We start from the raw sequence: 25,686 nt of genomic DNA, 5'->3' as shown, positions 1-25,686 counted from the left end.
GTTGATGTCGGCCGGGGTGTTGTCAGGTCAGCGCTCGGCGAGGGGTGCCGGGTGCCGGGTGCTCCGACGGTGTCGGCAACCATGAGGCGAGCAGAACGGTGGCGTCGTCCTGCAGGCGGCCGTGCTGGTGTTCCATGACTGCGCGGGTCAGCCGGCGGACGGTCTCCGGCGGTGGATAGCCCGCGGCGTCGGCGCGCTGGAGGAAGTTCTCCAGTCGGTCGGAACCGAAGAACTGCCCGTCACGGTCGCGAGCCTCCGTGATGCCGTCGGTGTAGAGCAGCAGGCGGTCGCCCGGCTCGAGAGTTTCCTCGCCCACGGACATGGCCCGCATCTGCAGGCCGAACATGCCTCGTCCGTCGCCGGCCAAGGATTTGACGATCTTGCCGTCGCGAAGAAGGAGCGGGGCCGGATGCCCGGCCACGATGAATCGCAGCCGGCCTGTCGTCAGGTCGATCTCGGCCAGGATCCCCGAGACGTACATCATGCGGTCGGCAAAGTGCGTGGCGATGACATCGTCGATGGCCGACGCCTGCTCCACGAGTCCCGCGCCGGAGCGTCGGCTGTTGCGGGAGGCGGCCAGCGCGGCAGCGGCGGCGAGCCCGGAGGCCAGTGAATGGCCCGTCGCGTCGAAGATCGCGAGCCTGGCGGTCTCCTGGGACAGTGCGTAGTCGAAGGCGTCACCCCCGACGTCGTCGCAGGGCTCGAACTGGCCGGCGATCACGAAGCGGTCCGTCCCGGCGGTCAGGGGCGGTATGAGGTTCCAGATCAGCTCACCGGAAGCGGAGCGTGGCTTGGTCCGGCGTACTGCGTCGAACGCGTCGCCGTACGCACCGCCGGCACTGATGAGATGACCGACGAGGTTGGCCACCCAGAGGCAGTCGCGGCGCAGCTGTGGGTCGTCGAGGTCTTCGTCGTCGCCCGGGGTGATCTCCAGGACGCCTAGGCGCTCGACTCCGTCGATCACGGGCACCCACATCCGGTGCCGGTCATCGGCAGGGCTGGAGATGGCGTGGCCGCGCTGGAACGCCTGGCCGGCCAGCGTGGAGTCCACTCCCAGGGGCTCACCGCCGACGATGCGGCCCCGACCGGCGGGGTCCAGGTGCACGGGGACCAGCTGGCGTTGCGCGTAGTCGATGACGTGCAGGACGGCTCGCACGCCCAGGGCGTCGGCGGCAAGGGGGAGGAGTCGAACGAGCTCTTCCGGCGCGGCCTGGAGGGTACCGTCCAGGAGGCCGGCCAGTGCGGCAAGGGGCCCGGTGATCGGGGTCGGGTCGCGAAGGGTTCGGGTGTAGGGCACCCGAAGTCGCGTGGTGAGGTCGTCGAGGCGTTCGTTGACCGCGTGGGCCAGCATGTCGCGCTGCCCGCGGGGTAGCGGCATCAGGCCATGCAGGTACGCCTCGACCTCCATCGGTCCCGCTTCTCCGCCGAGGGTGAAGTAGGCCAGCCAGAGGTCGTCGAGGCTCAGGTGCGCTCGGCGATACGCGATGTCCAGGGCGTGGCGCTGCTCGTCGGCGGTGGCGGCACGCATGCTCATGCGAACCTGCGCTCAGCGTCGACGCTGGGATGCGGCGCGTACCAGCGTCTCGGCGACATCGCGCAGCTTGCGCCCGTCGCGTTGCGACATCGCGACGAGGCGGGCGAAGGCGGTGTCTTCGTCGACGCCCTCGCGGGCCATCAGCACTCCCTTGGCGGTGCTGATCACGTCCCGGTTGCGCAGCGCATCCCGCAGCTGAGTACTGAGACTGCGGGCGTTCTCCACCGTCTGGACGTTGGCGACCAGCACCGCGGCCTGTGCGGCGAACAACGTCATGACGTGTTCGGCATGGGCGTCGTAGATCCCCGGGTGCTGCCCGTAGACCTTGATCGCGCCGAGGGTGGTGTCACCGGCGACCAGGGGTGCGCTGAGGGTCGAGTACACCCCGAGCGGCCGCACCGCTCGAGCCCACCGCGGCCAGCGTTCGTCATGCGCGACGTCGTCCACGCGGACGAGGGTGCGCTGTGCGCACGCGGTCAGGCACGGCCCCTCATCGAGCTCGTACTGCAGCGCGTCAGCCCGCTGCGTGACACGGTCCGACGCGCCGGCTGTGGTCCGGCGCCCGTGCACGTCGACCAACGTCAGGCCAGCTGCAACCGTGCCCGGCAAAGTCGTCTGCGCCAATGTCGCGATCGTGTGCAGAGCCGTCTCGACCGTCTCCTGCGACAGCAGCAGACCGGACATCTGCGTGAAGACCGTGGCCAGCTCTTCGGCCAGTGGCAGATCACGCTCAGGAAGGCTCGCAGACACCTGGGGAACCCCGATTCGGTCGGCACTCGGCCCGTGGCCGAGCTGCCTGCGCCCATACCCGAGAACTCGGGCAGAAGCTGACACCGGCTCCGGTCGGAGCCACTGACGCAAAGTGTCTGCTCACTGTGCGCACTACGCACACTACCCGCACAGTGTCCGGTACAGCACGGAGAGGCTGCGGACCGCATCACGGGAGGCGCGCTGATGATGCGAGGTCCGGCCCACCCGCATCCCGCACGTGAACCGGCTATCGGTCCTGTGCGCTGCGGACCACGTTCTCGGCCGCGTCCGAGTCGGTGATGTCCTGCGCGTTCGCGATCTGGCGCAGCATGTCGTCCGCGGCGACCATGTCGATGTGCTGGGTCTGTGCGAGGACCCCTTTAGCGCGCTCGGCTGTGACTCCCCCCTCGAGCGCGGCCTCCACTGGCCGGCCGAGCAGCGCCTCACCGTCTGATGGCTGCGGGGTCCCAGGGTCGCGGTCGTGGAGCTCGAACCAGACGGTCTTCCCGCCGGCAGGGTGTGGCTGCACACCCCAGGCGCTGGAGAGGCGGTCGATGAGCAGGATGCCTCGTCCCCCCGGCGCGGTGAGGCGGGGGTCGCGCAGAATCGGCGGGGCGTCGCTCTCGTCGCGAACACTGATGCGTAGGTGGTGTCCGCGCCTGCGGATGCTCACCTCGACACCGCCCGCTGCGGGGCCGTGGACGACCGCGTTGGTGACGGCCTCGTTGGCGAGCAGCTCGACGGTCCGGACCGCGCGAGGGGTAGCGCCGTGGGCGTGCGCCTGATCGACGACCCAATGACGAGCACGGGCGATCGTCGACAGGTCGGCGGTGAAGCGGAGGCGCACGGGTCGGCTCTCGGGGATTCGATGCGGCGATCTGCCGCGAGTACCCCATCTTGTGCCACGTCCGAAAGGTGCGCATCCGCCGAGGAGTCCGGTGGCGACCACCTCGGGTACCGGCGCCGGGGCGGCGCGGAACCCGGTGGGGCCGTCGAGCGGCGCCTCGTGGCGGACGTCGTCGAGGACGCCTCCCTCCCGGGATCTCAGCGGCTCGGCACACGTCCTGCCGTCCCGGAGTGGGCATTCGGGCGGCATGGAGGCGAACATGGACCATGGCGCGCAACCGAGCACCGAGGAGGCCTCCGGCGGATCGCTCGGGCAGCGCTCGAGGACCGCTCGGTGCGTGTGCACATCTGCGTACCTGGGTCGTGAGACCCGACGGTGGGCGAAGATGGTCGGGAGCGCATCGGCACGTCGACGCGGGCGGAGCGGGGAGGGAGAGCTGATGAAGCGCAGCGTGGTGCTCGGGCGGCTGGCTACCTCCGTGGCGGCCGGCGACGCTGACGAGCCTCTCGCGACACGGCTGTGCCGTGCGTGCGTGGAGATCCTGGGAGCCGACGGCGGCTCGATCACGTTGGCTCCGACCGAGCCGGAGCGTCTGACCGTGAGCGCTACCGACAGGAACTCGGCCCGCATGGAGGACCTGCAGGACGTGCTGGGCGAGGGGCCTGGGCATGAGGCGTACCGCGATGGTCACGCGGTCGTCGCGAATGTCGACGGCTCCGGAGATGGACGATTCCCGCTGTTCGATGAGCTTGTTCGTGACATCACCGGGCCAGTGACTGTGTGGTCCATACCCATGCACCCCGGCGGTCACACCATCGGCGTCGTCACCCTCTACCGGTTGCTCGGCCCCTTGGCAGGGGACCTCGAAGACGCGCAGTTCCTCGCCGACGCGGTGGGTGCTGCGCTGCTCGACGACGCGGCCGGCGAGGAGGCACCGTTCGCCGGCTGGTCCGACCGCGCGCGGGTGCACCAGGCCACCGGCATGGTGGTGGTGCAGCTCGTGGTCGCCCCGGAGGACGCCCTGGCCCTGCTGCGCGCCCACGCGTTCTCGGAGGCGTCCACCCTCGATGAGGTGGCACGTGCCGTCACCGAGCGACGCCTCACCTTCGCGGACACCACGTCGGGCTCCGACGTCGACGAAGCTCTCCCGGACGACAGCACGGGGATGGACGGATCATGACAACACGCACACCGACAGAAGCCCTCGCTGAGGTCGCGGCAGCGCTGGTGCACGACCAGGAGATCACCGGAGTGCTCGCACGGCTCCTGCACGACTGCGTCGAGCTGCTCCCCGTCACGGCGGCCGCGATCCTGGTGCGCAACGCCGCCGACGAGCTGGAGCTGCTGAGCGCGACGTCCCACGGGGTCGCCCACCTCGAGCTGTACCAGGCCCAACGCGAGTCGGGTCCGTGCGTCGACGCCTCGCGCGCCGGGGAGGCGACGTTCGCGGTGGGCGCGGACACCGTCGTCGCGCGCTGGCCGGACGTCGGCCGGGAGATCGTGGACGCGGGGTTCCAGGCAGTGCACGCCTTCCCACTGCTGTTCCGCGAGCACGCGCTCGGGGGTCTGGGGCTGTTCTCGACCGGACCGGAGGAGTTCGACCACGATGCCGCCGTGCTGGCGCAGAGCATGGCTGACCTGGCGACGCTGACCATCGTGCAGCCGGCGGTGATGGCCGACGACGAGCTGACCCGTCACGTGTCGCTCGCACTGGAGGGACGCATCGTCGTCGAGCAGGCCAAGGGCGTGCTGGCGCAGCAGCTGGGGCTGGGCATGGCGGAGGCGTACGACGAGCTCATCACGCGCACCAGGTCCACCGGGTCGACGCTCGCACGGGTCGCTCAGGACGTGGTGCACGCCGCCCACCAGCGCTGAGCTCTCCTGGAGGGACCGAGAGAGGCGCCATGGGCGGAGGGGCGAGACTCGGCCCTTCTGCGCCTCGCCATCACAGCTCCTACTCGCGAACGCGGTGCGCGACCTCGTTCAGGGCGTACCGCTCTCTGTGCTGTCTTCCGCCTGCGCGAAGGTGAGCTCCCGAGTGATGACGGCCTCAGCGACGGCGTCGACAGAGGAGCTGTCGGCGAACGCGTGCGCGCGCAGCAGGGCGAGCGCGTCGTCCGGGTGCATCCGTAGCTGCGCGACGACCATCCCGGTGGCCTGATGGACGCGCGCCCGGAGGGACCAGGCCTGGCCGTTGACGGGTCCGTCGGGGTCGTTGATCACCACGGCGCCGACAGCGTCGGCAAGGAGCTGCGCGTCCTCGAGGGTGCCCGCGAGCCGTCCGCCCCGGCGGTACAGCGTCACGACGCCGACCGCGCGGCCCCCTGAGATGCGCATCGGCAGTGCCCAGATCGTCGCGGCGCCCGCGGCTGCCCCCGCCAGCTCGGTGAAGAGCGGATACCGCCCGTGGGTCTCACCGTCGATGTGGGTGATCACGACGGCGTTGGTGTCGAAGGCTTCCTGGCCTGGGCCCTCTCCCAAGACGTCCTGCAAGTCCTCCAACCGCGCGGAGGTCCCGTCGGTGGCCCACACCGTGAGCCGTTCGGGGCGCGACGACGCCAATGTGATCGCCACACCGTGCGCGTCCAGGATCTCGACGCACGCCACGCACAACCGCTGCGCGAGCGGTCGGTCACCTGAGCCGTCGGCGATCACGCGCGCGAGCCAGGCCAGCACAGACATGCGGTCCGTCACACGAGGGCCTCCGTGCGCGAGGTGGGGGCGGCCTCTTCTGGACCGGGGGTGCTCTGCTCGGCGCGCCGACGAGGTCTGGGTCCGCCGGTGCAGCCCAGGGCGACCTGCGATGCGGAGGTAGCAATGCGATGTCCCCGCCGTGGCCGGCAAGCCGTCACAGGGCTGTGGATCCGACAAGGGGAACCAAGTCGGTGACGCCAGAGGCGACCACAGTTCTGCGAACCGCGTCGCTGTCCGCCAGCACGGTGAACACTCCGCCCGGGGCGGCCGCGCGAAGTGCGAGCAGTGCGCGCACCGCCCATGCACCGAAGAAGGTGACCTCGCTCAGGTCCACCCGCACGGGGAGCCCGGAAGCCTTCAGGGCGGCGGGGATGGGTGTGAACTCCTCTGTCAGGGAGTGGTCGAGCTCTCCCGAGAACGCGATCAGGACGCTGTCTGCGGAGGTGGTCACGCGTATCTGGGCGAAGGGGGTACGGATCATCGAGGGTAGGCGCGTGTTCACAGGGACCCCTGAGGACCAATGACGGTCCGGGTTCTACGTGCTGTGCATCGCAGACGGTCCACCCAAGGTGAGTAGGCTCAGTGAGCCAACGACACCTCCAGCATGGGCCCCGGTGTCAAGTCGACAGCGTGATGCCAGGGGCCGGTGGCTCATGCACGACGGAGGGCCGCCCCGATGACTCGGTGACGACCCTCTGACGTGCAGTGATGCTGGTGGGCGATACTGGGATCGAACCAGTGACCTCTTCCGTGTCAGGGAAGCGCGCTACCGCTGCGCCAATCGCCCGGAGTGAATCCGTTAAAGCAGGTTGCTACGAGGTGGAGATGGGATTCGAACCCACGTATACGGCTTTGCAGGCCGCTGCCTCGCCACTCGGCCACTCCACCCTGAGACCGCAGTCCTCAGCGGCTGCAGCCAGCCGATCAGGAGTGTCTGCCTCCGAGCGGACGACGGGATTCGAACCCGCGACCCTCACCTTGGCAAGGTGATGCTCTACCACTGAGCCACGTCCGCACAGCACGTCCTCCCGGTTTTCACCGGTGCTCCGTGTGTGTCCCGAACTCTAACCGACGATCTCGGCGAGAGTCCAACTGGCTCCGCGCACCCGGGTGATCGTGCGGATCGCACGGCTCCGGCGCCCGCTCCGTAGGGTGTGGGCGTGCCCGAGCAGACCGGCAGTCGACGTGGTGTGGCGTGGTTCGCCGGCGTCGAGGCGTCCGGCGTCCTCGAGGTCGTCGACGTACGGCTCCAGCCGGAGCGCCTGGTCACGCCCGGGTGGTGGGCCGTCGTGGGGGACTTCGAGGGCCGCGTGCGCGCCTGGCGGTTCGCCGACGTCGCCGCGTCCGCGCCCGCGGCCCCAGGCCCCTGGGTCGGCCCCTCACCGGAGGCCTGGACGTCGTCGCTCGACCGTGCGCAGTACGTCGAGGCCGTCGAGCGGGTGCGGGCGCACATCGAGGAGGGCGACGTCTACCAGGCCAACATCTGCCGCATGCTGAGCGCGCCGCTGGCGGGGGAGCCGGACGCCCGGGCGCTGGGAGCCGTGCTGGACGCGGGCAACCCCGCGCCGTACTCGGGCGGGGTGCACGTACCGGGGGAGGCGTGGGTGGTCAGCGCGTCCCCGGAGCTGTACCTGCGGATCGCGGACGGGATCGTGACCAGCGGCCCCATCAAGGGGACGGCCGCCACTGCCGAGGCGATGACCGACAAGGACCGCGCGGAGAACATCATGATCACCGACCTGGTGCGCAACGACCTGCAGCGGGTCTGTGCGCCCGGCACGGTGGAGGTGACGACGCTGCTCGGCGAGGAGCACCACCCGGGCCTGGTGCACCTGGTGAGCACCGTGCAGGGGGCGCTCGCCGAGGACGTCGCGTCGGCCCCGGACCTGTGGGCGCGGCTGCTCGACGCCACCTACCCCCCGGGCTCGGTCTCCGGTGCGCCGAAGTCGTCGGCGCTGGACGTCATCGACGCGCTCGAACCGGTGCCCCGCGGTCCCTACTGCGGCGCGGTCGGGTGGGTCGAGGTCGCCGTGGACGGCTCGGTGCGCGCCGAGCTCGCGGTCGGCATCCGCACGTTCTGGTGGGCGGACGACGTCCTGCGGTTCGGGACGGGAGCCGGGATCACGTGGGGGAGCGACGCCCAGTCCGAGTGGGCCGAGACCGAGCTCAAGGCCGCGCGGCTGGTCGCTCTGGCGTCCGGCGGCGACGCCGGGCTGGTGACAGACTGACGCGATGGGTGTCGTGATCTGGTCGAACGGCCGTCTCTACGGTCCCGAGGAGCCCCTGGCGCCCGGGATCGACCACGGCCTTACGGTGGGCGACGGCGTGTTCGAGACGTGCGCCGTGTACGACGGCACGGCGTTCGCGCTGACCCGCCACCTGCGCCGGCTGGCGCGGTCCGCGCTGGGCCTGGGCCTGACGGCACCGGACGAGGGCGCCGTCCGCGAGGGCGTCGCCGCGGTGATCGCGGCCTCGGGCCCCGACGTCGGCCGGCTGCGCATCACGCTCACGGGGGGGCCCGGACCGCTCGGCTCCCCACGGTTCGCGCCCGCGGACCAGCGCCAGAGCCTGTTCGTGCTCGCCGGTTCCGGTGCACCGTCCGACGTGTCGCGCGTCATCCGCGTCCCGTGGGTGCGCAACGAGCGGTCGGCGGTCGCCGGTCTGAAGACCACGTCCTACGCCGAGAACGTGGTGGCGGTCTCCGAGGCGTACCGGCTCGGCGCCGACGAGGCGGTCCTGGCCAACACCGTGGGGGAGCTGTGCGAGGGGACCGCGTCCAACGTCTTCCTGGAGCGTGAGGGCGAGCTGCTCACCCCGCCCCTGTCCAGCGGCTGCCTGGCGGGCATCACCCGTGAGCTGCTGCTGGAGTGGTCGGCCGCGGTCGGGCTTCCCGTCCGCGAGGCGGCGCCGGGTGAGCTGCGCTACGACGTGCTCGACGAGGTGGTCGAGGGGTCGGCCCACCTGGCGATGAGCGGATCGATCCGCAACGTGTCGCCCGTGGTGAGCCTCGACGGCTCGGAGGTGGAGGCCGGCCCGCTCTGCGTCGAGGCGCAGCGGCTGTTCCAGGCGAGGCTGGCCGACGACCTCGACCCGTGACGTGCGACGACCGGCCCCGCCTCAGGCGGGGCCGGTCGGTGAACAGCGGGTCAGGCGGTCAGCGCTCAGGCAGTAAGCAGAGCGGCGATCAGCGCGGTGATCTCGCCTTCCATGCGGTCGCTCTCGGCGCCGAGGGGCACGAGGGCCTCCGTCGCGGCGAGGAAGCGCTCGATGGGCTCGGCGGGAGCGGCGAGGAGCGCGCTTCCCTCCACACCGCTCAGTGACAGGAGCGTGTAGTCCGGGTCTTCGTCGCGCCACACCTGCACGTCGCCGGTCCCGGCGGGAGCGTCGGCTGTCGCGTGCATCCCGAGGGAGAGCAGCTCGCGGCCGACGAGCCAGGTCGACATGGTGTGCGGGCCGGTGAAGACCGCGCGCACCGTGTAGGGGTCCGTAGTCCTGAAGGAGAACTCGGTGCTCACCGGCAGGACGCTCGCGTCGGACCCGATGAGCTGCATGGCGACGACCTCGACGACGTCATATGACGAGCTCGGCATCGGGTCCTCCTGTTCACAACGGCTGGAAGTCTCATCATGGCAGGCCACGTGCCGGAATGGCCCGGTACGGAGGTCGAGTTCACCCGGAGGGACCTGCGGCGCGTTCACGGCCTGCGGCGGCGCCACCCGTCCTGATGACGGCGACGCTCGGGGCGTGGCCGCCGTGACCTGCGCGGCTTCGGTTTCCGGTTCTCGTCCTGCGCCGGGTAGCATCCTCCTCGACGTCACCCGCGGGTGGTCGTCGTCCCGGCACACGGCGTGTCGCGGACGACCCGACCGGCGGACGACGGGCGATTGGCTCAGTTGGTAGAGCGCCTCGTTCACACCGAGGAGGTCATCGGTTCGAGTCCGGTATCGCCCACAGGACCAGAAGGGGTCGGCCCAGCGGGCCGGCCCCTTCTGCCGTATATAGAGGTCCGGCGCGCGGCAGGCCCGCCGGTAGCATCGAGGGGCTCGCCGCGAGGGCGAGCGGCCATGAAGGAGGCTGTACCGGTGACCGAGCTCATCACCCTGACCGTCGACGGGATCGCGACCACGGTGGAGCCGGGGACGACGGGTACGGACCTGTACTCCTCCCGGCGCGACGTCGTCGTCGTCCGCGTGGACGGCGAGCTGCGCGACCTGCACCTCCCGCTGCCCGACGGCGCGGTCGTGGAGGCCGTGACCATCGAGGACCCCGACGGCCTGGCCGTCCTGCGGCACTCGGCGGCGCACGTGCTGGCCCAGGCCGTGCAGGAGGTCAACCCGAAGGCCAAGCTCGGGATCGGCCCGCCGATCACCGACGGCTTCTACTACGACTTCGACGTCGACACCCCCTTCACCCCCGAGGACCTCAAGGCGATCGAGAAGGTCATGGGCCGGATCGTCAAGGAGGGTCAGACGTTCCGTCGCTGGGACGTCACCGAGGACGAGGCCCGGGCGCAGCTGCGCGAGGAGCCGTACAAGCTCGAGCTCATCGGGCTCAAGGGCGACCCGACGGCTGCCGACGGGGCGTCCGTCGAGGTCGGCCTGGGCGGGCTGAGCATCTACCAGAACGTGCGCGGTGCGGGCCGCGAGTCCGAGGCGGTCGTGTGGCAGGACCTGTGCCGCGGTCCGCACATCCCCACGACCCGCCTGCTGGGCAACGGCTTCCAGCTGACCCGTTCGGCTGCCGCCTACTGGCGCGGCTCGGAGAAGAACCCGCAGCTGCAGCGCGTCTACGGCACCGCCTGGCCCACCAAGGACGAGCTGCGCGCGTACCTCGAGCGCATCGCCGAGGCCGAGCGTCGCGATCACCGCAAGCTGGGCAACGAGCTCGACCTGTTCTCCTTCCCGGAGGAGATCGGCTCGGGGCTGGCGGTGTTCCACCCCAAGGGCGGCATCATCCGCATGGAGATGGAGCACTACTCGCGCCGGCGGCACGTGGAGGCGGGGTACTCGTTCGTCAACACCCCGCACATCACCAAGGAGCAGCTGTTCCAGATCTCGGGGCACCTCGACTGGTACGCCGACGGCATGTACCCGCCGATGGTCCTGGACGAGGAACGCGACGCCGAGGGCAACATCCGCAAGCAGGGGCAGAACTACTACCTCAAGCCGATGAACTGCCCGATGCACAACCTGATCTTCGCGGCGCGGGGACGCTCGTACCGCGAGCTGCCGCTCCGGTTGTTCGAGTTCGGCACCGTGTACCGGTACGAGAAGTCGGGCGTCGTGCACGGCATGACCCGCGCGCGCGGGTTCACCCAGGACGACGCGCACATCTACTGCACCCGTGAGCAGATGCAGGAGGAGCTGACCAGCCTGCTGACGTTCGTGCTCGACCTGCTCAAGGACTACGGGCTCGACGACTTCTACCTGGAGCTGTCGACCAAGAACCCGGAGAAGTTCGTGGGGTCCGACGCCGTCTGGGACGAGGCGACCGAGACGCTGCGGCAGGTGGCCGAGGCGTCCGGGCTCGACCTGGTGCCCGACCCCGGCGGCGCCGCGTTCTACGGCCCGAAGATCTCCGTGCAGGCCAAGGACGCGCTCGGTCGCACCTGGCAGATGTCGACGATCCAGCTCGACTTCAACCTGCCCGAGCGGTTCGAGCTCGAGTACACCGCCCCCGACGGCACCCGTCAGCGGCCGGTGATGATCCACCGCGCCCTCTTCGGCTCCATCGAGCGGTTCTTCGCCGTGCTCACGGAGCACTACGCCGGGGCGTTCCCCGCGTGGCTGGCGCCGGTGCAGGTGCTCGCCGTGCCCGTCGCGGAGCCGTTCGAGGGCTACCTCGACGAGGTCGTGCAGCAGCTGCGCGCCCAGGGGATCCGCGCCGAGGTGGACCGGTCGGACGACCGGTTCGGCAAGAAGATCCGCAACGCCAGCACGCAGAAGATCCCGTTCGTGCTCATCGCCGGTGGCGAGGACGCCGAGGCCGGGGCCGTCTCGTTCCGCTACCGGGACGGACGTCAGGACAACGGTGTGCCCGTCGCCGAGGCGATCGAGCGCATCGTGTCGGCGGTGCGCGACCGCGTGCAGGTCTGAGCGTGAGCGAGCCGGCGGACCACTTCGCAGGCGTGCCGGACGGGTTCCAGCGCCTCTGGACGCCGCACCGCATGGCGTACATCGGCGGCCAGGACAAGCCGGTCGACGGGGAGGCCGGTGACGGCTGCGCGTTCTGCCGCGCCCCGCAGGCGAGCGACGAGGACGGCCTGATCGTGGCGCGCGGCGAGGTCGCCTTCGTCGTGCTCAACCTCTACCCGTACAACTCGGGTCACCTGCTGGTCTGCCCGTACCGCCACGTCGCCGACTACACGGACCTGACCGAGCCCGAGGTCGCCGAGGTCGCGGCGCTCACCCGGACCGCGATGCGGGTGACCCGCGAGGTGACGTCGCCGCAGGGCTTCAACCTCGGCATGAACCAGGGCGACGTGGCCGGCGCCGGGATCGCTGCGCACCTGCACCAGCACGTCGTGCCGCGGTGGGCGGGCGACTCGAACTTCCTGCCCATCGTCGCCCGCACCCGCGCGCTGCCCGAGCTGCTGAGCGACACGCGGACGCGCCTGGCGGCCGCCTGGCCGACCGCACCGAAGGGATGATCGGTACGTGCTGAACGGACTGCGCGGCGCCATGACGCGCTTCTTCACGCCCGTGGCAAAGGCTCTGCTGCGCCTGGGGGTCTCGCCCGACGCCGTGACCGTCACGGGGACGCTCGTCGTGGTCGTGACGGCGCTGTGGGCGTTCCCGACCGGGCGCCTGCTGGTCGGGACCCTGGTCATCGCGGTGTTCGTGCTCACCGACTCGCTCGACGGCGTGATGGCGCGGCAGGCCGGACGGTCCGGGCCGTGGGGCGCGTTCCTCGACTCCACGCTCGACCGTTTCGGGGACGGTGCGATCTTCGCGGGGCTCGTCCTGTGGTTCACCGCGGGGGGCGACGACCGCCTGACCGCGGTCCTCGCGCTCGCCTGCCTGGTGCTCGGCTCGATCGTGCCCTACGCCCGCGCCCGCGCGGAGGGCCTCGGCATGACGGCGTCCGGTGGTATCGCGGAGCGCGCCGACCGGCTGGCGCTGGTCCTGGTGGCCACGGCCGCGGTCGGGGTTGGTGCGCCCGACGTGGTGCTCACGGTCACGCTGGCGCTGCTGGCCCTCGCGTCCGCGGTCACGATCGTCCAGCGGATGAGCAAGGTCTACCGCCAGGCCGCCCTGCGGGTGTCCGAGTGAAGGTCGACGTGGCGCGGGCGTACGCCCTGGGGTGGAGGCTGGCCGGGCGGATCCCGGGACCGCTGCTGCGCGCGCTCTGCGACCTCGCGGCGGACGCCACATGGCTGCGGCGGGGCGGCGGTGTGCCTCAGCTGGAGAAGAACCTCGCGCGCGTGCGGCCCGATCTGGACCCACGGGCACTGCGCCGGCTGAGCCGCGCGGGCATGCGCTCGTACATGCGGTACTTCGGTGAGGTGTTCGCCCTCGCGACGATGTCGAGGGACCAGATCGAGGCACGGGTGCGCATCGAGGGGGAGGAGAACCTCCGGGCGTTCACCGACCAGGGGCAGCCGGTCGTCCTCGCGCTGGGCCACACCGGCAACTGGGACCTGGCGGGCGCCTACTGCACGCGGGAGATCGCTCCGGTCACCACCGTGGCCGAGCGGCTCAAGCCCGAGGAGCTCTTCCAGGAGTTCCTCGGCTTCCGGGAGAGCATCGGCATCACGATCCTGCCGCTCACGGGCGGTGGCGACGTCTTCCGCGGGCTCGTGCGCGCGGCGCGGGGTGGTCCGGTCCTGCTCCCGCTGCTGGCGGACCGCGACCTGACGTCCCGGGGCGTCGAGGTGGACCTGCTCGGGGAGCGCGCCCGGGTCGCCGCGGGTCCCGCGGCGCTGGCCATCACGACGGGCGCCCCGCTGCTGAGCACGACCATCTACTACGAGCGGCTCACGGGGGCGCGCCGCCGGGCGGCGGGCTCGCCGTGGGGCATCGTCGTCCAGTTCAGCACGCCGGTCGAGCTGCCCGCGGACGTGCCGCGCGCCGACCGCGTGCGGGTCCTGACGCAGGCCTGGGTCGACGAGTTCGCCGCGGGCGTGCGGCAGCACCCGCAGGACTGGCACATGCTGCAGAAGGTGTTCGTCGAGGATCTCGACCCCGTGCGCTACGCCGCGACGGTCGCCGCACAGGAGGGGGCCGCATGAGCCCGGACGGAGCGCGCCCGCTGCGGATCGGGATCGTGTGCCCGTACTCCTACGACGTCCCCGGCGGCGTCCAGTTCCACGTGCGGGACCTGGCCGAGGCGCTGATCGCCCGCGGGCACACGGTGTCCGTCCTCGCGCCCGCCGACGACGACACCCCCATCCCCTCCTACATGACCGCGGCCGGGCGGGCGATCCCCGTGCGGTACAACGGCGCGGTCGCGCGGATGACCTTCGGGCCGGTGACCGCGGCGCGCGTGCGCAAGTGGCTCGCGGCGGGGGAGTTCGACGTGCTGCACCTGCACGAGCCGGTCACCCCGAGCCTCGGCATGCTCGCGCTCTGGATCGCGGACGGCCCCATCGTCGCCACGTTCCACACGGCGCTCATCCGGTCGCGGCCGCTCCAGATGGCCTATCCGCTGGTGCGGCAGTCGCTGGAGAAGATCGGTGCCCGGATCGCCGTCTCGGAGGACGCCCGGCGCACGCTCGTCGAGCACATGGGCGGGGACGCGGTGGTCATCCCCAACGGGGTCTACGTCGACGCGTTCACCGTCGCGCAGCCCGACGCGCGCTGGACCGGCACGCCCGAGCGACCGACCATCGCCTTCCTCGGCCGGCTGGACGAGGCGCGCAAGGGCCTGCCGGTCCTGCTCGAGGCGGTGCCGCGCGTGCTGGCCGAGATCCCCGGCGCCAGGTTCCTCGTGGCGGGGCGCGGCGAGACGGGCCCCGACGAGGTGCGCGAGCTCCTCGGTGACGAGGCGGCGGCGAGCGTCGAGTTCCTCGGCGGCATCTCGGACGACGACAAGGCGAACCTGCTGGCCTCGGTCGACGTGTACTGCGGCCCGCAGACCGGTGGAGAGAGCTTCGGCATCGTCCTGGTGGAGGCGATGAGCGCGGGCGCGACCGTCGTCGCGAGCGACCTGGGGGCGTTCTCCCGTGTCCTGGACGACGGCGCCGCCGGGGTCCTGTTCCGGACGGGTGACAGCGAGGACCTGGCCGGGACCCTCGTGCGGGTCCTGGGCGACGCCGAGCTGCGGGCACGCGTGTCCGCGCACGCCTTGGAGGTGGTGCGCCAGTACGACTGGTCGACCGTCACCGGCCAGGTGCTCGCCGTGTACGAGATGGTCGTGGCCGGCCAGGAGACCCCGGTGCGCGAGGACCCGTCGTCCGTGCGCGGCGCGCGTCTGCTCGAGATGCGCCGTGCCCGGGGTGACGTCCGATGATGTGGTCGGAGATCACGGTCTACGTGACGCTCGTCCTGGCGCTCGTGCTGTGGTGGGTGTGGGTCGCTGCCTCCCGGCTGGACCGGCTGCACCGCAAGGTCGGGACGTCGCGTGCCGTGCTCGACGCGCAGCTGGTGCGCCGCGCCACGGTGGCCGCCGAGCTGGCGACCTCCGGGCTGCTGGACCCGGTGAGCTCGGTGCTCGTCGGTGAGGCGGCCTGGGCCGCGCTCTCCACCCAGGCGAGCGAGCTGCCGGCGGACCTCCTGGCGCTCGTCGGCCCGGACGAGCACCCCGAGGGCACGACGACGACCGTCCCCGTGGACCGCGGCGGGATCGAGAGCGAGCTGTCCGCGACCCTGCGCGAGGCGCTGGACGATCCCGACGAGGTCGCCGCGCTGCGCGCGGACCCCGCGGGCAACGAGCTGGTCGAGCTGCTGGCCTCGTCCTGGTACCGGGTGCAGCTGGCCCGTCGGTTCCACAACGAGGCGGTCGCCCAGACGGCGCGGGCACGCAGCGGACCGATGGTCCGCCTGCTGCGCCTGGCGGGTCACGCACCGGAGCCCGTGGGCCTGGAGCTGGACGACGCCTGGCCCGAGAACCTGGGCCGTCCCGGCGCCCGCAGCGGCACCGAGCAGAGCCCGTCGTCCCGCTGAGACGGGGCCGGGCGATCGACGGCCCGAGGACTACGATTGACCGATCCGGCCGCCGCCGCGGCCGTCCGAATCCCGCACACGATCTGTGAGGCTTGACGTGACCAGCGAGAACAGCCAGTCCACCAGCGCGACGCACGCCGGCGTCATCGGCACCGCCCGCGTGAAGCGGGGGATGGCGGAGATGCTCAAGGGCGGCGTCATCATGGACGTCGTCAACGCGGAGCAGGCCAAGATCGCCGAGGATGCCGGAGCGGTCGCCGTGATGGCCCTCGAGCGCGTCCCCGCCGACATCCGCTCCCAGGGGGGTGTCGCCCGGATGAGCGACCCCGACCTGATCGACGGCATCATCGAGGCCGTCTCCATCCCCGTGATGGCCAAGGCCCGCATCGGCCACTTCGTCGAGGCGCAGGTGCTGCAGTCGCTCGGTGTCGACTACATCGACGAGTCCGAGGTGCTCACGCCCGCCGACTACGCGCACCACATCGACAAGTGGGCCTTCACGGTCCCGTTCGTCTGCGGCGCCACCAACCTGGGCGAGGCCCTGCGCCGCATCACCGAGGGCGCGGCCATGATCCGCTCCAAGGGCGAGGCGGGCACCGGTGACGTGTCGAACGCGACGACGCACATGCGCACGCTGCGCGACCAGATCCGCCGCCTGACCTCGCTGCCGGAGGACGAGCTGTTCGTCGCCGCCAAGGAGCTGCAGGCGCCGTACGACCTGGTCAAGGAGGTCGCGCAGGCGGGCAAGCTCCCCGTCGTGCTGTTCACCGCGGGCGGCATCGCCACCCCCTCCGACGCCGCGATGATGATGCAGCTGGGCGCCGAGGGCGTGTTCGTCGGCTCCGGCATCTTCAAGTCGGGCAACCCGGCCGAGCGGGCCGCGGCCATCGTGAAGGCGACGACGTTCTTCGACGACCCGGACGTCATCGCCAAGGTCTCGCGCGGGCTGGGCGAGGCCATGGTCGGCATCAACGTCGAGGACGTCCCGGAGCCGCACCGCCTCGCCGAGCGCGGCTGGTGACGCAGGACCCTGTCACGCCGGAGGCCGCGGGCGACGAGTCCGCGGCCTTCGCCGTCCCCCCGCGCTCGAGCGCGCACGGCGGCGGTCCGGTGCACGGGCTGGGGCCGGAGTGGCGCCGCGACGACGACGGCCTGCTGTTCCGCGAGGCCGCGCGGGTGATCCTGCTCGACGAGGACGACCGGGTGCTGCTGATCCGCGGGCACGACGTCGACCAGCCCGACCGCAGCTGGTGGTTCACGGTCGGTGGCGGCATCGACGACGGGGAGGACGCCCTGTCGGCCGCGGTGCGTGAGGTCCGCGAGGAGACGGGGATCGTGCTCGACCCGGAGGCCGTGGTCGGACCGGTGTTCACGCGGTCGGCGATCTTCGACTTCTTCGCCGAGCACTGCCGCCAGGACGAGATCCTCTACCTCGCACGCGTGCCGGCGTCCGCGTTCGACAGCGCCGACCGCGCGGGCTGGACCGACCTCGAGCTCGACGTCATCGACGAGCTGCGCTGGTGGTCGCTCGACGACCTCGACCGCGTCGACATCGAGGTGTTCCCGGACGGTCTCGTCGACCTGGTCCGCGGCCTGCTGCCCACCTGGGACGGTCACACGCGTCACCTCGGCCTGGTCCGCGAGTAGACCGGTCCGTCGACTGGGGCCCGCCGTCGCCGCGACGGCGGGGTCGGCGGACCCGTCGGTGCCCGGGCACCGCCTAGAATTTCCCGTCGTGACCGTGACCGTCGGAGTCCTCGCCCTGCAGGGAGACGTGCGTGAGCACGTGCACGCCCTGGCCTCGACCGGCGTGACCGCCGTCCCGGTGCGCCGTGAGCGCGAGCTCGACACCGTCGACGCGCTGGTCATCCCCGGCGGTGAGTCGACGACGATGGACAAGCTCCTGCGCGCCTTCGACCTGTTCGAGCCCGTGCGCGCCCGCCTGCGCGACGGGATGCCCGCGTACGGCTCGTGCGCGGGGATGATCCTGCTCGCGGACCGGGTGCTCGGCGGCATCGAGGGCCAGCAGACGCTCGGCGGCGTCGACGTGACGGTCCGGCGCAACGCGTTCGGCCGGCAGGTGGAGTCGTTCGAGACCGACCTGGTCATCGACGGGCTCCAGGCCGCCGCCGAGCAACCGCTGCACGCCGTCTTCATCCGCGCGCCGTGGGTCGAGGAGGTCGGTCCCGACGCCACCGTGCTGGCGCGCGTGGAGTCGGGCCCCGCCGCCGGTAGGATCGTGGCCGTCCGCCAGGGCCCGTTGCTCGTGACCTCGTTCCACCCGGAGGTCACCGGAGACACCCGGGTGCACCAACTGTTCGTAGAGATCGTCCGCGACAGCCTGTGACCGTCGGCGCAGCAGCCGAGGCCGGGGCACCCGGGCATGCACAGGAGACGAAGGGGTAGCTGAAGCGATGTCGGGTCACTCCAAGTGGGCCACCACCAAGCACAAGAAGGCCGTGGTCGACGCCAAGCGGAGCAAGCTGTTCGCGAAGCTGATCAAGAACATCGAGGTGGCCGCCCGCACGGGCGGCGGTGACCTCGCGGGCAACCCCACGCTGTTCGACGCGGTCCAGAAGGCCAAGAAGAACTCCGTCCCGATCGACAACATCAACCGGGCGGTGAAGCGCGGCTCCGGCCAGGAGGCCGGCGGCGCCGACTACTCGACGATCATGTACGAGGGCTACGGCGCCGGCGGGGTCGCGGTCCTGGTCGAGTGCCTGACCGACAACCGCAACCGGGCGGCCTCGGACGTGCGCGTCGCGTTCACCCGCAACGGCGGCCAGATGGCCGACCCCGGCTCGGTGTCCTACCTGTTCTCGCGCAAGGGCGTCGTCATCGTGCCCAAGGAGGGGACCAGCGAGGAGGCCGTGATGGAGGCCGTGCTGGACGCCGGGGGCGAGGACGTCAACGACATCGGCGAGGCCTTCGAGGTGCTCTCCGAGGCGACCGACCTGGTGCCCGTGCGCACGGCGCTGCAGGACGCGGGCATCGAGTACGACTCGGCGGACGTCGTGTTCTGGCCCGCCACCCAGATCGAGGTGGACGCGGAGGGCGCCCGCAAGATCCTGCGTCTCATCGACGCGCTCGAGGACTCGGACGACGTGCAGAACGTCTACGCGAACTTCGACGCGTCCGACGAGGTCATGGCGGAGCTCGAGAACGACTGAGGCGCGGGCGTGATCCCGGCCGCGCGTCGGCCAGGTCACGTCGACGTCCGGCGCGGCCTCCCCGGATCGGCCGGGGACGCCTGGGACCATGTGCCGTGCGCGTCCTCGGAGTCGACCCCGGCCTGACCCGGTGCGGTCTTGGCGTCGTCGACGGCCACTCGTCGCGGCGGCTGTCGATGGTGGCGGTGGGTGTCGCCACCTCGGACGCGCTCTGGGACGTCGACCAGCGCCTGCTGGCCATCGAGCGGCAGCTCGAGGAGTGGCTGGAGGAGCACGCGCCCGACGCCGTCGCGGTCGAGCGGGTCTTCGCCCAGCAGAACCTGCGCACGGTGATGGGCACCGCTCAGGTCGCGGGCATCGCGATGCTCGCCGCGGCGCGACGCCGCATCCCCGTCGCACTGCACACCCCGAGCGAGGTCAAGGCCGCGGTCACCGGGAACGGTCGGGCCGACAAGGCCCAGGTCCAGACCATGGTGCAGCGGCTCCTGCGGCTCGAGGAGCTGCCCCGCCCGGCCGATGCCGCGGACGCTCTCGCCCTCGCGGTCTGTCACCTGTGGCGGCCGGCGGGAGCCCTGGGCGCACCACAGCGGGCTCCCGGCTCGCTGACCGCCGCGCAGCGCGCGTGGGCGACCGCGGAGCAGGCGGCCCGGCGCCGCGGGTGACCGCGTGTCTTCGTACACCTGTTCGTCTGCGTGTGTCAGAGTGTGCGCAGCAGACTGACTCTCGAGGCGATGGAGGTGGCCGGTGATCGCGTCGGTCCACGGCACGGTGCAGGCGGTGCGGCTCGACGCCGCGGTGGTCGAGGTCGGGGGAGTAGGCCTGCTGCTGCACGCCACGCCGGCCACCCTCGCGGGACTGCGGGTGGGATCCACCGCGCAGCTCGAGACGTCCCTGGTGGTCCGCGAGGACGCGTTGACCCTCTTCGGGTTCGCGGACGGCGACGAGCGCGAGGTCTTCGAGGTCGTGCAGACCGTCAGCGGCGTCGGCCCGCGCCTGGCCCTGGCGATGCTCGCGGTGCACACCCCGGACGGGCTGCGCCGAGCGGTCGTCGACGAGGACCTCAAGGCGCTCCAGCGCGTGCCCGGGATCGGCCTCAAGGGCGCGCAGCGCATCGTCCTCGAGCTGAAGGACCGCATCGGCGTCCCGGCGAGCACCTCGGCCCCGGCGGCCGCGGTCTTCGGCGGCGACCGGCGCGACCAGGTGGTCGAGGCGCTGGTCGGACTCGGCTGGAACGCGCGCGCGGCCGGCGACGCCGTGGCGACGGTGCTCGAGGGCACCGAGGGCCCGGTCGCGGCCGACGAGGTGGCCGGCGTGCTGCGTGCGGCGCTGCGGACGCTCGGGGGCGGGCATGGCTGAGGAGCGCGAGGAGCTGGTGACCGAACGCTTCGCCGCCGAGTCGCTCGTGCAGGCGGGTGCCGACGACCTGGAGCGTGCGGCCGAGGCGGCCCTGCGTCCGCGCCGGCTCGACGAGTTCGTCGGGCAGCGCGTGGTGCGCGACCAGCTCTCGCTCGTGCTCGACGCGGCCCGCGGTCGTGGCAAGGCGCCCGACCACGTGCTGCTCTCGGGGCCTCCCGGGCTCGGCAAGACGACGCTCGCGATGATCATCGCGGCGGAGATGGGGGCGCCTCTGCGGGTCACCAGCGGCCCGGCCATCCAGCATGCGGGCGATCTCGCGGCCGTCCTGTCCTCGCTCGAGGAGGGCGAGGTCCTGTTCATCGACGAGATCCACCGGCTCGCTCGGCCCGCCGAGGAGCTGCTGTACATGGCGATGGAGGACTTCCGGGTCGACGTGATCGTCGGCAAGGGAGCCGGCGCCAGCGCGATCCCGCTGACCCTCCCACCGTTCACGGTCGTCGGTGCGACCACGCGCGCCGGGCTGCTCCCCGCACCGCTGCGCGACCGGTTCGGCTTCACCGCGCACCTCGACTTCTACTCGGCGGACGACCTCGAGCGCGTGCTCGTGCGGTCGGCCGGGCTGCTCGGTGTCCCGCTGGACCACACCGCCGCGGCCGAGCTCGCGGCGCGCTCGCGCGGCACGCCTCGGATCGCGAACCGCCTGCTCAGGCGCGTGCGCGACTGGGCGGAGGTGCGCGGGGACGGCACGCTGAGCCTCGTTGCAGCGCGCGCGGCGCTCGAGGTCTACGAGGTCGACGACCTCGGGCTGGACCGGCTAGACCGCGCGGTGCTCACGGCACTGTGCACGCGGTTCGGCGGGGGACCGGTGGGTCTGACCACGCTCGCCGTCGCGGTCGGTGAGGAGCCCGAGACCGTCGAGACGGTGGCTGAGCCGTTCCTCGTGCGCGAGGGCCTGATCGGCCGCACCCCCCGTGGTCGGGTCGCCCTGCCGGCCGCCTGGGCGCACCTCGGGCTCCAGGTGCCCGCCGCTTCCGGCACGCTCTTCGGCTGACCCGCGGCCCGATCGCGGAACCCTCGGGCGGCTCCATGCGTTGGAGCGGCGAGCCGCTGCGCCTAGACTGCGGCGGACACACCACCCCGATCGGAGCTGTACTGCAGTGGAACTCATCATCATCATGGCCATCGCCCTGGGCGCCCTCTGGCTCATGTCGAGCCGTACCCGCAAGCAGCAGAAGATGGCGCAGGAGTTCCGGAACAACCTGGTCCCCGGAGACGAGGTCATGACGGCCTCCGGTCTGCTCGGCACCGTCGTGGCGGTCGAGGACGACGTCATCACGCTCGAGTCGAGCCCCGGCGCCCACACCCGCTGGATCCGGGCCGCGATCGCGAAGAAGATCGAGCCGCCGGTCGAGGAGATCGACGACGAGACGGACGAGGTCGACGAGCTCGCTGACGAGGACACCGTGGTGACCGATGCCGACCGCATCAGCCGCGCGAACGACGACGTGATCGACGTCCCGGACGACCTGTCCACGCTGCCTCCGGTCCGCAAGGACGGGGAGCCGGACACCAAGTAGACCGTTCGGTCCGGGTGACGACGCCCGGACCTCGACCCCACCGGCCGCCCGCGCGGCCGGTGCGCGCACGAGAGAAGAACTCCGTTGGCTCCTCCTACACGCCGCCAGAGGCCCGTCCGCACGCTCGTCGTGCTCGCCGTCCTCGTGTTCGCGCTCCTCGGCAGCATCGCCGCGGGGACCAAGTGGTCCACCGCGTCGTTGACGCCGAACCTCGCGCTCGACCTCGAGGGCGGGACGCAGATCGTGCTGACCCCGGTCGCGGACAGCGGCGAGGATGTCACCTCGGCGTCGATCACGCAGGCGATCGACGTCATCCGCCAGCGCGTCGACTCGTCCGGCGTGGCGGAGGCGGAGATCACGAGCCAGAGCGGCGGCAAGATCGTCGTCGCGCTGCCGGGCAACCCCAGCGAGGAGACGCTCGAGCTGGTCCGCACGTCGGCGCAGATGGCCTTCCGCCCGGTGCTGGCCATCGGGAACCCGACGCCGACGGACACCACCCCGACGCCGGAGCCCACCGAGTCCGTGGCGGGTACGGACCCGGCGGCGCCGGCCGCCACGCCCGAGCCGACCGCCGCAGCCGAGGAGCCCTCGGACGAGCCGGCGAAGGCGGCGCCCGACACCCCGAGCGACGCGGCGTACTACATCACCCCGGCGGTCCAGGCCCAGTTCGACGCCCTGGACTGCACCGACGCCGCCAACCTGACCGGTGGCGTCAACGGCGACCCGGACAAGGCCTTCGTCACGTGCAGCCAGGACGGCAGCGCGAAGTACATCCTTGGTCCGGTCGAGATCGAGGGTGCGCGCATCTCCAGCGCGAGCTCGGGCCTGGGAGTGACGTCCACCGGTGCGACGACCAACCAGTGGGTCGTCAACATCGCGTTCGACTCGAAGGGCACCACGCAGTTCACCGACGTCACGACGCGTCTGCAGAGCCTGGCCGGCACGCCGCCGCAGAACCAGTTCGCGATGGTGCTCGACGGCCTCGTGATCTCGGCCCCGAGCCTGGACACCGGCGTGATCATCTCGGACGGCAAGGCGGAGATCTCCGGCACGTTCACGCGTGAGACGGCGGCCAGCCTGGCCAACCAGCTCAACTTCGGTTCGCTTCCGCTGACGTTCACGGTGGAGAGCGAGGAGCAGATCTCGGCGACGCTCGGTTCCGAGCAGCTCGAGAAGGGCCTGCTCGCCGGTCTGATCGGGCTCGGCCTGGTCGTCATCTACTCGCTGCTGCAGTACCGGGCGCTCGGTCTGGTGACCGTGGCCTCCCTGGTCGTCGCAGGGCTGCTCACCTACGGGGTCATCACCCTGCTGTCCTGGACGCAGGGCTACCGGCTCTCGCTGCCCGGTGTGGCCGGCCTGATCGTCGCCATCGGCATCACCGCGGACTCGTTCATCGTGTACTTCGAACGGATCCGTGACGAGCTGCGCGAGGGCCGCACGCTCGTGGCGGCGGTCGACCGCGGCTGGGAGCGGGCCCGCCGCACCATCCTGGCGTCCGACGCGGTGAACTTCCTGGCCGCGATCGTGCTCTACGTGCTCGCCGTGGGCAGCGTCCGCGGCTTCGCGTTCACCCTCGGTCTGACCACCCTGATCGACGTGATCGTGGTCTTCATGTTCACGCACCCGATCATGCAGCTCATCGCCCGGACCAAGTTCTTCGGCCAGGGGCACCGGCTCTCCGGCCTGGACCCGCGGCGGCTGGGAGCACCGGGAACCCGTTACGTGGGCCGCGGACGCGTGGTCTCCGGCTCGGCGACGCCCGAGGACGCGCCCGTCGAGGACGCGGCCCTGGAGTCCGAGACGACGACCCGTGTCCCGGTCGCAGTCGGCGCCGGGGGCGGTGGCGGGGGCGGTCTGACGATCGCCGAGCGCCGGGCCGCGGCACGCGCCGCCGAGCAGAAGGCCGCCGCGGACGCGCCGGTCGACGCCAGCCAGCAGTCCGAGCCCGAGTCCGGGCGCACCGAGGGGAACGAGCACTGATGGCCTCCGGCTTCGCCCAGTGGGGCAACGACCTCTACACCGGCCGTCGGTCGTACGACATCGTCGGCCGCCGGAAGATCTGGTTCGCGATCTCGGCGGTCCTCGTCCTGATCTCCGCGGTCCTGCTGGTCCGCCCGGGCCTGAACCCGGGGATCGAGTTCCGCGGCGGTTCCGAGTTCGTGGTCTCCGGCGTCTCGGACACGGACCAGCAGCTCGCCATCGACACGGTCCTCGCCGTCTCGCCCGACGAGCAGCCGAAGGTCACGACCGTCGGTGACAGCGCGCTGCGGGTCCAGACCTCCACCCTCACCAACGACGAGGTGACGGAGGTCAAGAACGCCCTCGCCGCGGCGTACGACGTGGAGGAGGCCACGAACGTCACGAGCTCGTTCATCGGCCCGTCGTGGGGCAAGGACATCTCGCAGAAGGCCATCACCGGCATCGTGGTGTTCCTGCTGCTCGCGGCGGTCGTGATGACCCTCTACTTCCGCAACTGGCGGATGGCCGCTGCCGCGCTCATCGCGCTGTTCCACGACCTGATCATCACGGTCGGGGTCTACGCGGGTGTCGGCTGGGAGGTCACCCCGGCGACGGTCATCGGGTTCCTGACGATCCTCGGGTACTCGATCTACGACACGGTCGTCGTGTTCGACAAGGTCCGGGAGAACACCGCGGACACGCTGCAGCAGTCGCGCTACACGTACAGCGAGAAGGCCAACCTGGCGGTCAACCAGACGCTGGTGCGCTCGATCAACACGTCGGTCGTCGCCCTGCTGCCGGTCAGCGCCATCCTGTTCGTGGGCGCCTTCATCCTCGGCGCGGGGACGCTGCGGGACATCGCACTGGCCCTCTTCGTCGGGATGCTGATCGGCACGTTCTCGTCGGTCTTCATCGCGACGCCCGTCGAGGTCGCCCTGCGCGAGCGTGAGCCGGCGATCCGGGAGCACACCGCGAAGGTCCTGGCGGCTCGCGCCGCACGCGCCGCCGGCGGCCAGGACGAGCTCGAGCCCGCCGGTCAGGTCCGCGTGGCGGTCGGTGCCCTGAAGCCCGGTGCGCACCAGGGCTTCGCCGCGCAGCCCAAGCGCAAGCGATGACCGAGGCACAGCGCGTGACGGTGGCGCCGGTCGGCGCACCCGTCTCGCGGGCCGACGTGCTGCGCCGGATCGACGAGCTGGTGCGCCTGGTTCCCGACTACCCGAAGCCGGGCGTCATGTTCCGGGACATCACGCCCCTGCTGGCGGACGCCGCGGCGTTCGCGGCCGTGATCGCCGAGATCGCCGCCCGCGTGGACGGGCCGGTGGACCTGGTCGCCGGCATGGAGGCGCGCGGGTTCCTGATCGCTGCGCCCGTCGCGGTCGCGCTCGGCGCTGGGGTGCTCCCGGTGCGCAAGGCCGGCAAGCTGCCCGGGCCGACGGCCGCGGAGTCCTACGACCTCGAGTACGGCACGGCCACGATCGAGATCCACCCCGCGACGGTCCCCGCCGGCGCCCGCGTCCTGGTCATCGACGACGTGCTGGCGACCGGTGGTACCGCGGCCGCCACGGTCGCGCTGCTCGAGCGGTGCGGTGCGCACGTCGTCGGCCTCTCGTTCCTGGTCGAGCTCGAGGCCCTGGGCGGTCGCGAGCGACTCGCGGGGCACCCCGTCGACGTCCTGGTCGCCGTTCCCTGACGACAC

At 71.7% G+C, this 25,686-nt stretch carries 27 protein-coding genes and 4 tRNA genes; 22 read left to right on the top strand and 9 right to left on the bottom strand.

Annotated features, from left to right (window positions below; all coding sequences use genetic code 11):
- Positions 1–22: 22 nt before the first annotated feature.
- The 3 genes from KG102_RS09690 to KG102_RS09680 all read right to left on the bottom strand — a co-directional run bounded on the left by KG102_RS09690 (position 23) and on the right by KG102_RS09680 (position 3,131).
- Positions 23–1,534 carry a PP2C family protein-serine/threonine phosphatase gene (locus KG102_RS09690; protein WP_208289859.1) on the bottom strand — a complete coding sequence of 504 codons (1,512 nt, stop codon included), beginning with the start codon at positions 1,532–1,534 and terminating at the stop codon, positions 23–25.
- A 12-nt stretch (positions 1,535–1,546) separates the two neighbouring features.
- Entirely contained in the window at positions 1,547–2,284 is a 738-nt protein-coding gene (locus KG102_RS09685) for a GAF and ANTAR domain-containing protein (RefSeq protein WP_208213287.1), read from the bottom strand.
- A gap of 247 nt (positions 2,285–2,531) precedes the next feature.
- On the bottom strand, positions 2,532–3,131 hold the full coding sequence (locus KG102_RS09680) for an ATP-binding protein (RefSeq protein WP_208289860.1): 600 nt from the start codon (positions 3,129–3,131) through the stop codon (positions 2,532–2,534).
- 439 nt (positions 3,132–3,570) lie between these two features.
- On the opposite strand from KG102_RS09680, the gene KG102_RS09675 reads away from it, so the two are divergent.
- Both KG102_RS09675 and KG102_RS09670 read left to right on the top strand, forming a co-directional pair.
- A complete protein-coding gene (locus tag KG102_RS09675; RefSeq protein ID WP_208289861.1) occupies positions 3,571–4,311 on the top strand; it encodes a GAF and ANTAR domain-containing protein in 741 nt (246 codons plus the stop codon).
- Positions 4,308–5,006, top strand: coding sequence for a GAF and ANTAR domain-containing protein (locus KG102_RS09670; RefSeq protein WP_208213290.1), 699 nt, complete (start codon positions 4,308–4,310; stop codon positions 5,004–5,006). The genes KG102_RS09675 and KG102_RS09670 overlap by 4 nt, the downstream gene beginning before the upstream one ends.
- Before the next feature lie 108 nt (positions 5,007–5,114).
- Here the strand turns inward: KG102_RS09670 and KG102_RS09665 are convergent, their stop codons facing one another.
- The 5 genes from KG102_RS09665 to KG102_RS09645 form a co-directional block, all read right to left on the bottom strand.
- Positions 5,115–5,825: an ANTAR domain-containing protein gene (locus KG102_RS09665; protein WP_208289862.1), complete on the bottom strand. Its 711-nt coding sequence runs from the start codon at positions 5,823–5,825 to the stop codon at positions 5,115–5,117.
- 154 nt (positions 5,826–5,979) lie between these two features.
- The gene (locus KG102_RS09660) at positions 5,980–6,306 is read right to left on the bottom strand and encodes an STAS domain-containing protein (RefSeq protein ID WP_208213292.1); all 327 of its coding nucleotides are present in this window, start codon (positions 6,304–6,306) and stop codon (positions 5,980–5,982) included.
- A gap of 231 nt (positions 6,307–6,537) precedes the next feature.
- A tRNA-Val gene (locus KG102_RS09655) sits at positions 6,538–6,612 on the bottom strand.
- A gap of 30 nt (positions 6,613–6,642) precedes the next feature.
- Positions 6,643–6,713, bottom strand: a tRNA-Cys gene (locus KG102_RS09650).
- Between the two features lie 55 nt (positions 6,714–6,768).
- A tRNA-Gly gene (locus KG102_RS09645) sits at positions 6,769–6,840 on the bottom strand.
- Between the two features lie 145 nt (positions 6,841–6,985).
- Here KG102_RS09645 and KG102_RS09640 point away from each other — a divergent pair.
- Positions 6,986–8,053 carry a chorismate-binding protein gene (locus tag KG102_RS09640; RefSeq protein WP_249667266.1) on the top strand — a complete coding sequence of 356 codons (1,068 nt, stop codon included), beginning with the start codon at positions 6,986–6,988 and terminating at the stop codon, positions 8,051–8,053.
- A 4-nt stretch (positions 8,054–8,057) separates the two neighbouring features.
- Positions 8,058–8,921: an aminotransferase class IV gene (locus tag KG102_RS09635; RefSeq protein ID WP_208289864.1), complete on the top strand. Its 864-nt coding sequence runs from the start codon at positions 8,058–8,060 to the stop codon at positions 8,919–8,921.
- A 65-nt stretch (positions 8,922–8,986) separates the two neighbouring features.
- On the opposite strand, the gene KG102_RS09630 is transcribed toward KG102_RS09635, so the two are convergent.
- Entirely contained in the window at positions 8,987–9,415 is a 429-nt protein-coding gene (locus tag KG102_RS09630; RefSeq protein WP_208213318.1) for an SsgA family sporulation/cell division regulator, read from the bottom strand.
- A gap of 288 nt (positions 9,416–9,703) precedes the next feature.
- Between KG102_RS09630 and KG102_RS09625 the strand changes: the two genes are divergently transcribed.
- From KG102_RS09625 to KG102_RS09540, 18 genes are all read left to right on the top strand, one after another.
- Positions 9,704–9,776: transfer RNA gene (locus KG102_RS09625), tRNA-Val, on the top strand.
- 131 nt (positions 9,777–9,907) lie between these two features.
- Complete coding sequence (thrS, locus tag KG102_RS09620) at positions 9,908–11,920, top strand: threonine--tRNA ligase (protein ID WP_208289865.1); 2,013 nt, start codon at positions 9,908–9,910, stop codon at positions 11,918–11,920.
- A gap of 2 nt (positions 11,921–11,922) precedes the next feature.
- A complete protein-coding gene (locus KG102_RS09615; protein WP_307802849.1) occupies positions 11,923–12,474 on the top strand; it encodes an HIT family protein in 552 nt (183 codons plus the stop codon).
- A 7-nt stretch (positions 12,475–12,481) separates the two neighbouring features.
- Complete coding sequence (gene pgsA, locus KG102_RS09610) at positions 12,482–13,096, top strand: phosphatidylinositol phosphate synthase (protein WP_208289866.1); 615 nt, start codon at positions 12,482–12,484, stop codon at positions 13,094–13,096.
- A complete protein-coding gene (locus KG102_RS09605; RefSeq protein ID WP_208289867.1) occupies positions 13,093–14,055 on the top strand; it encodes a phosphatidylinositol mannoside acyltransferase in 963 nt (320 codons plus the stop codon). The genes pgsA and KG102_RS09605 overlap by 4 nt, the downstream gene beginning before the upstream one ends.
- Before the next feature lie 20 nt (positions 14,056–14,075).
- Positions 14,076–15,275, top strand: a complete 1,200-nt coding sequence (locus KG102_RS09600; protein ID WP_208213730.1) for a glycosyltransferase family 4 protein — start codon at positions 14,076–14,078, stop codon at positions 15,273–15,275.
- On the top strand, positions 15,272–15,928 hold the full coding sequence (locus tag KG102_RS09595; protein ID WP_208213322.1) for a hypothetical protein: 657 nt from the start codon (positions 15,272–15,274) through the stop codon (positions 15,926–15,928). The genes KG102_RS09600 and KG102_RS09595 overlap by 4 nt, the downstream gene beginning before the upstream one ends.
- Positions 15,929–16,025: 97 nt before the next feature.
- On the top strand, positions 16,026–16,949 hold the full coding sequence (gene pdxS, locus KG102_RS09590; protein ID WP_208213323.1) for a pyridoxal 5'-phosphate synthase lyase subunit PdxS: 924 nt from the start codon (positions 16,026–16,028) through the stop codon (positions 16,947–16,949).
- Positions 16,946–17,575, top strand: a complete 630-nt coding sequence (locus KG102_RS09585; protein WP_208289868.1) for an NUDIX hydrolase — start codon at positions 16,946–16,948, stop codon at positions 17,573–17,575. Before pdxS ends, KG102_RS09585 begins: the two co-directional genes overlap by 4 nt.
- Positions 17,576–17,663: 88 nt before the next feature.
- Positions 17,664–18,275 (top strand): pyridoxal 5'-phosphate synthase glutaminase subunit PdxT, encoded by a 612-nt coding sequence (pdxT, locus tag KG102_RS09580; protein WP_208213325.1) that lies wholly within the window; start codon positions 17,664–17,666, stop codon positions 18,273–18,275.
- Positions 18,276–18,342: 67 nt separating this feature from the next.
- The gene (locus tag KG102_RS09575) at positions 18,343–19,098 is read left to right on the top strand and encodes a YebC/PmpR family DNA-binding transcriptional regulator (protein WP_208213326.1); all 756 of its coding nucleotides are present in this window, start codon (positions 18,343–18,345) and stop codon (positions 19,096–19,098) included.
- A gap of 95 nt (positions 19,099–19,193) precedes the next feature.
- On the top strand, positions 19,194–19,760 hold the full coding sequence (ruvC, locus tag KG102_RS09570; RefSeq protein WP_208213327.1) for a crossover junction endodeoxyribonuclease RuvC: 567 nt from the start codon (positions 19,194–19,196) through the stop codon (positions 19,758–19,760).
- An 82-nt stretch (positions 19,761–19,842) separates the two neighbouring features.
- Positions 19,843–20,454: a Holliday junction branch migration protein RuvA gene (gene ruvA / locus KG102_RS09565; RefSeq protein WP_208289869.1), complete on the top strand. Its 612-nt coding sequence runs from the start codon at positions 19,843–19,845 to the stop codon at positions 20,452–20,454.
- The gene (gene ruvB, locus KG102_RS09560) at positions 20,447–21,505 is read left to right on the top strand and encodes a Holliday junction branch migration DNA helicase RuvB (RefSeq protein ID WP_208213329.1); all 1,059 of its coding nucleotides are present in this window, start codon (positions 20,447–20,449) and stop codon (positions 21,503–21,505) included. Before ruvA ends, ruvB begins: the two co-directional genes overlap by 8 nt.
- Positions 21,506–21,611: 106 nt before the next feature.
- On the top strand, positions 21,612–22,031 hold the full coding sequence (gene yajC, locus KG102_RS09555; RefSeq protein ID WP_249667264.1) for a preprotein translocase subunit YajC: 420 nt from the start codon (positions 21,612–21,614) through the stop codon (positions 22,029–22,031).
- 129 nt (positions 22,032–22,160) lie between these two features.
- Positions 22,161–24,011 carry a protein translocase subunit SecD gene (gene secD, locus KG102_RS09550; protein WP_249667262.1) on the top strand — a complete coding sequence of 617 codons (1,851 nt, stop codon included), beginning with the start codon at positions 22,161–22,163 and terminating at the stop codon, positions 24,009–24,011.
- Positions 24,011–25,105, top strand: a complete 1,095-nt coding sequence (gene secF / locus KG102_RS09545; protein WP_208213331.1) for a protein translocase subunit SecF — start codon at positions 24,011–24,013, stop codon at positions 25,103–25,105. Before secD ends, secF begins: the two co-directional genes overlap by 1 nt.
- Positions 25,102–25,680, top strand: a complete 579-nt coding sequence (locus KG102_RS09540; protein WP_208213332.1) for an adenine phosphoribosyltransferase — start codon at positions 25,102–25,104, stop codon at positions 25,678–25,680. Before secF ends, KG102_RS09540 begins: the two co-directional genes overlap by 4 nt.
- Positions 25,681–25,686 lie beyond the last annotated feature (6 nt).

The organism is Cellulomonas fengjieae (assembly GCF_018388465.1).
Taxonomy (GTDB): Bacteria; Actinomycetota; Actinomycetes; order Actinomycetales; family Cellulomonadaceae; genus Cellulomonas; species Cellulomonas fengjieae.
Note: the sequence above shows the minus strand (reverse complement) of the source record. Positions and strands in the feature narration are given on the sequence as shown.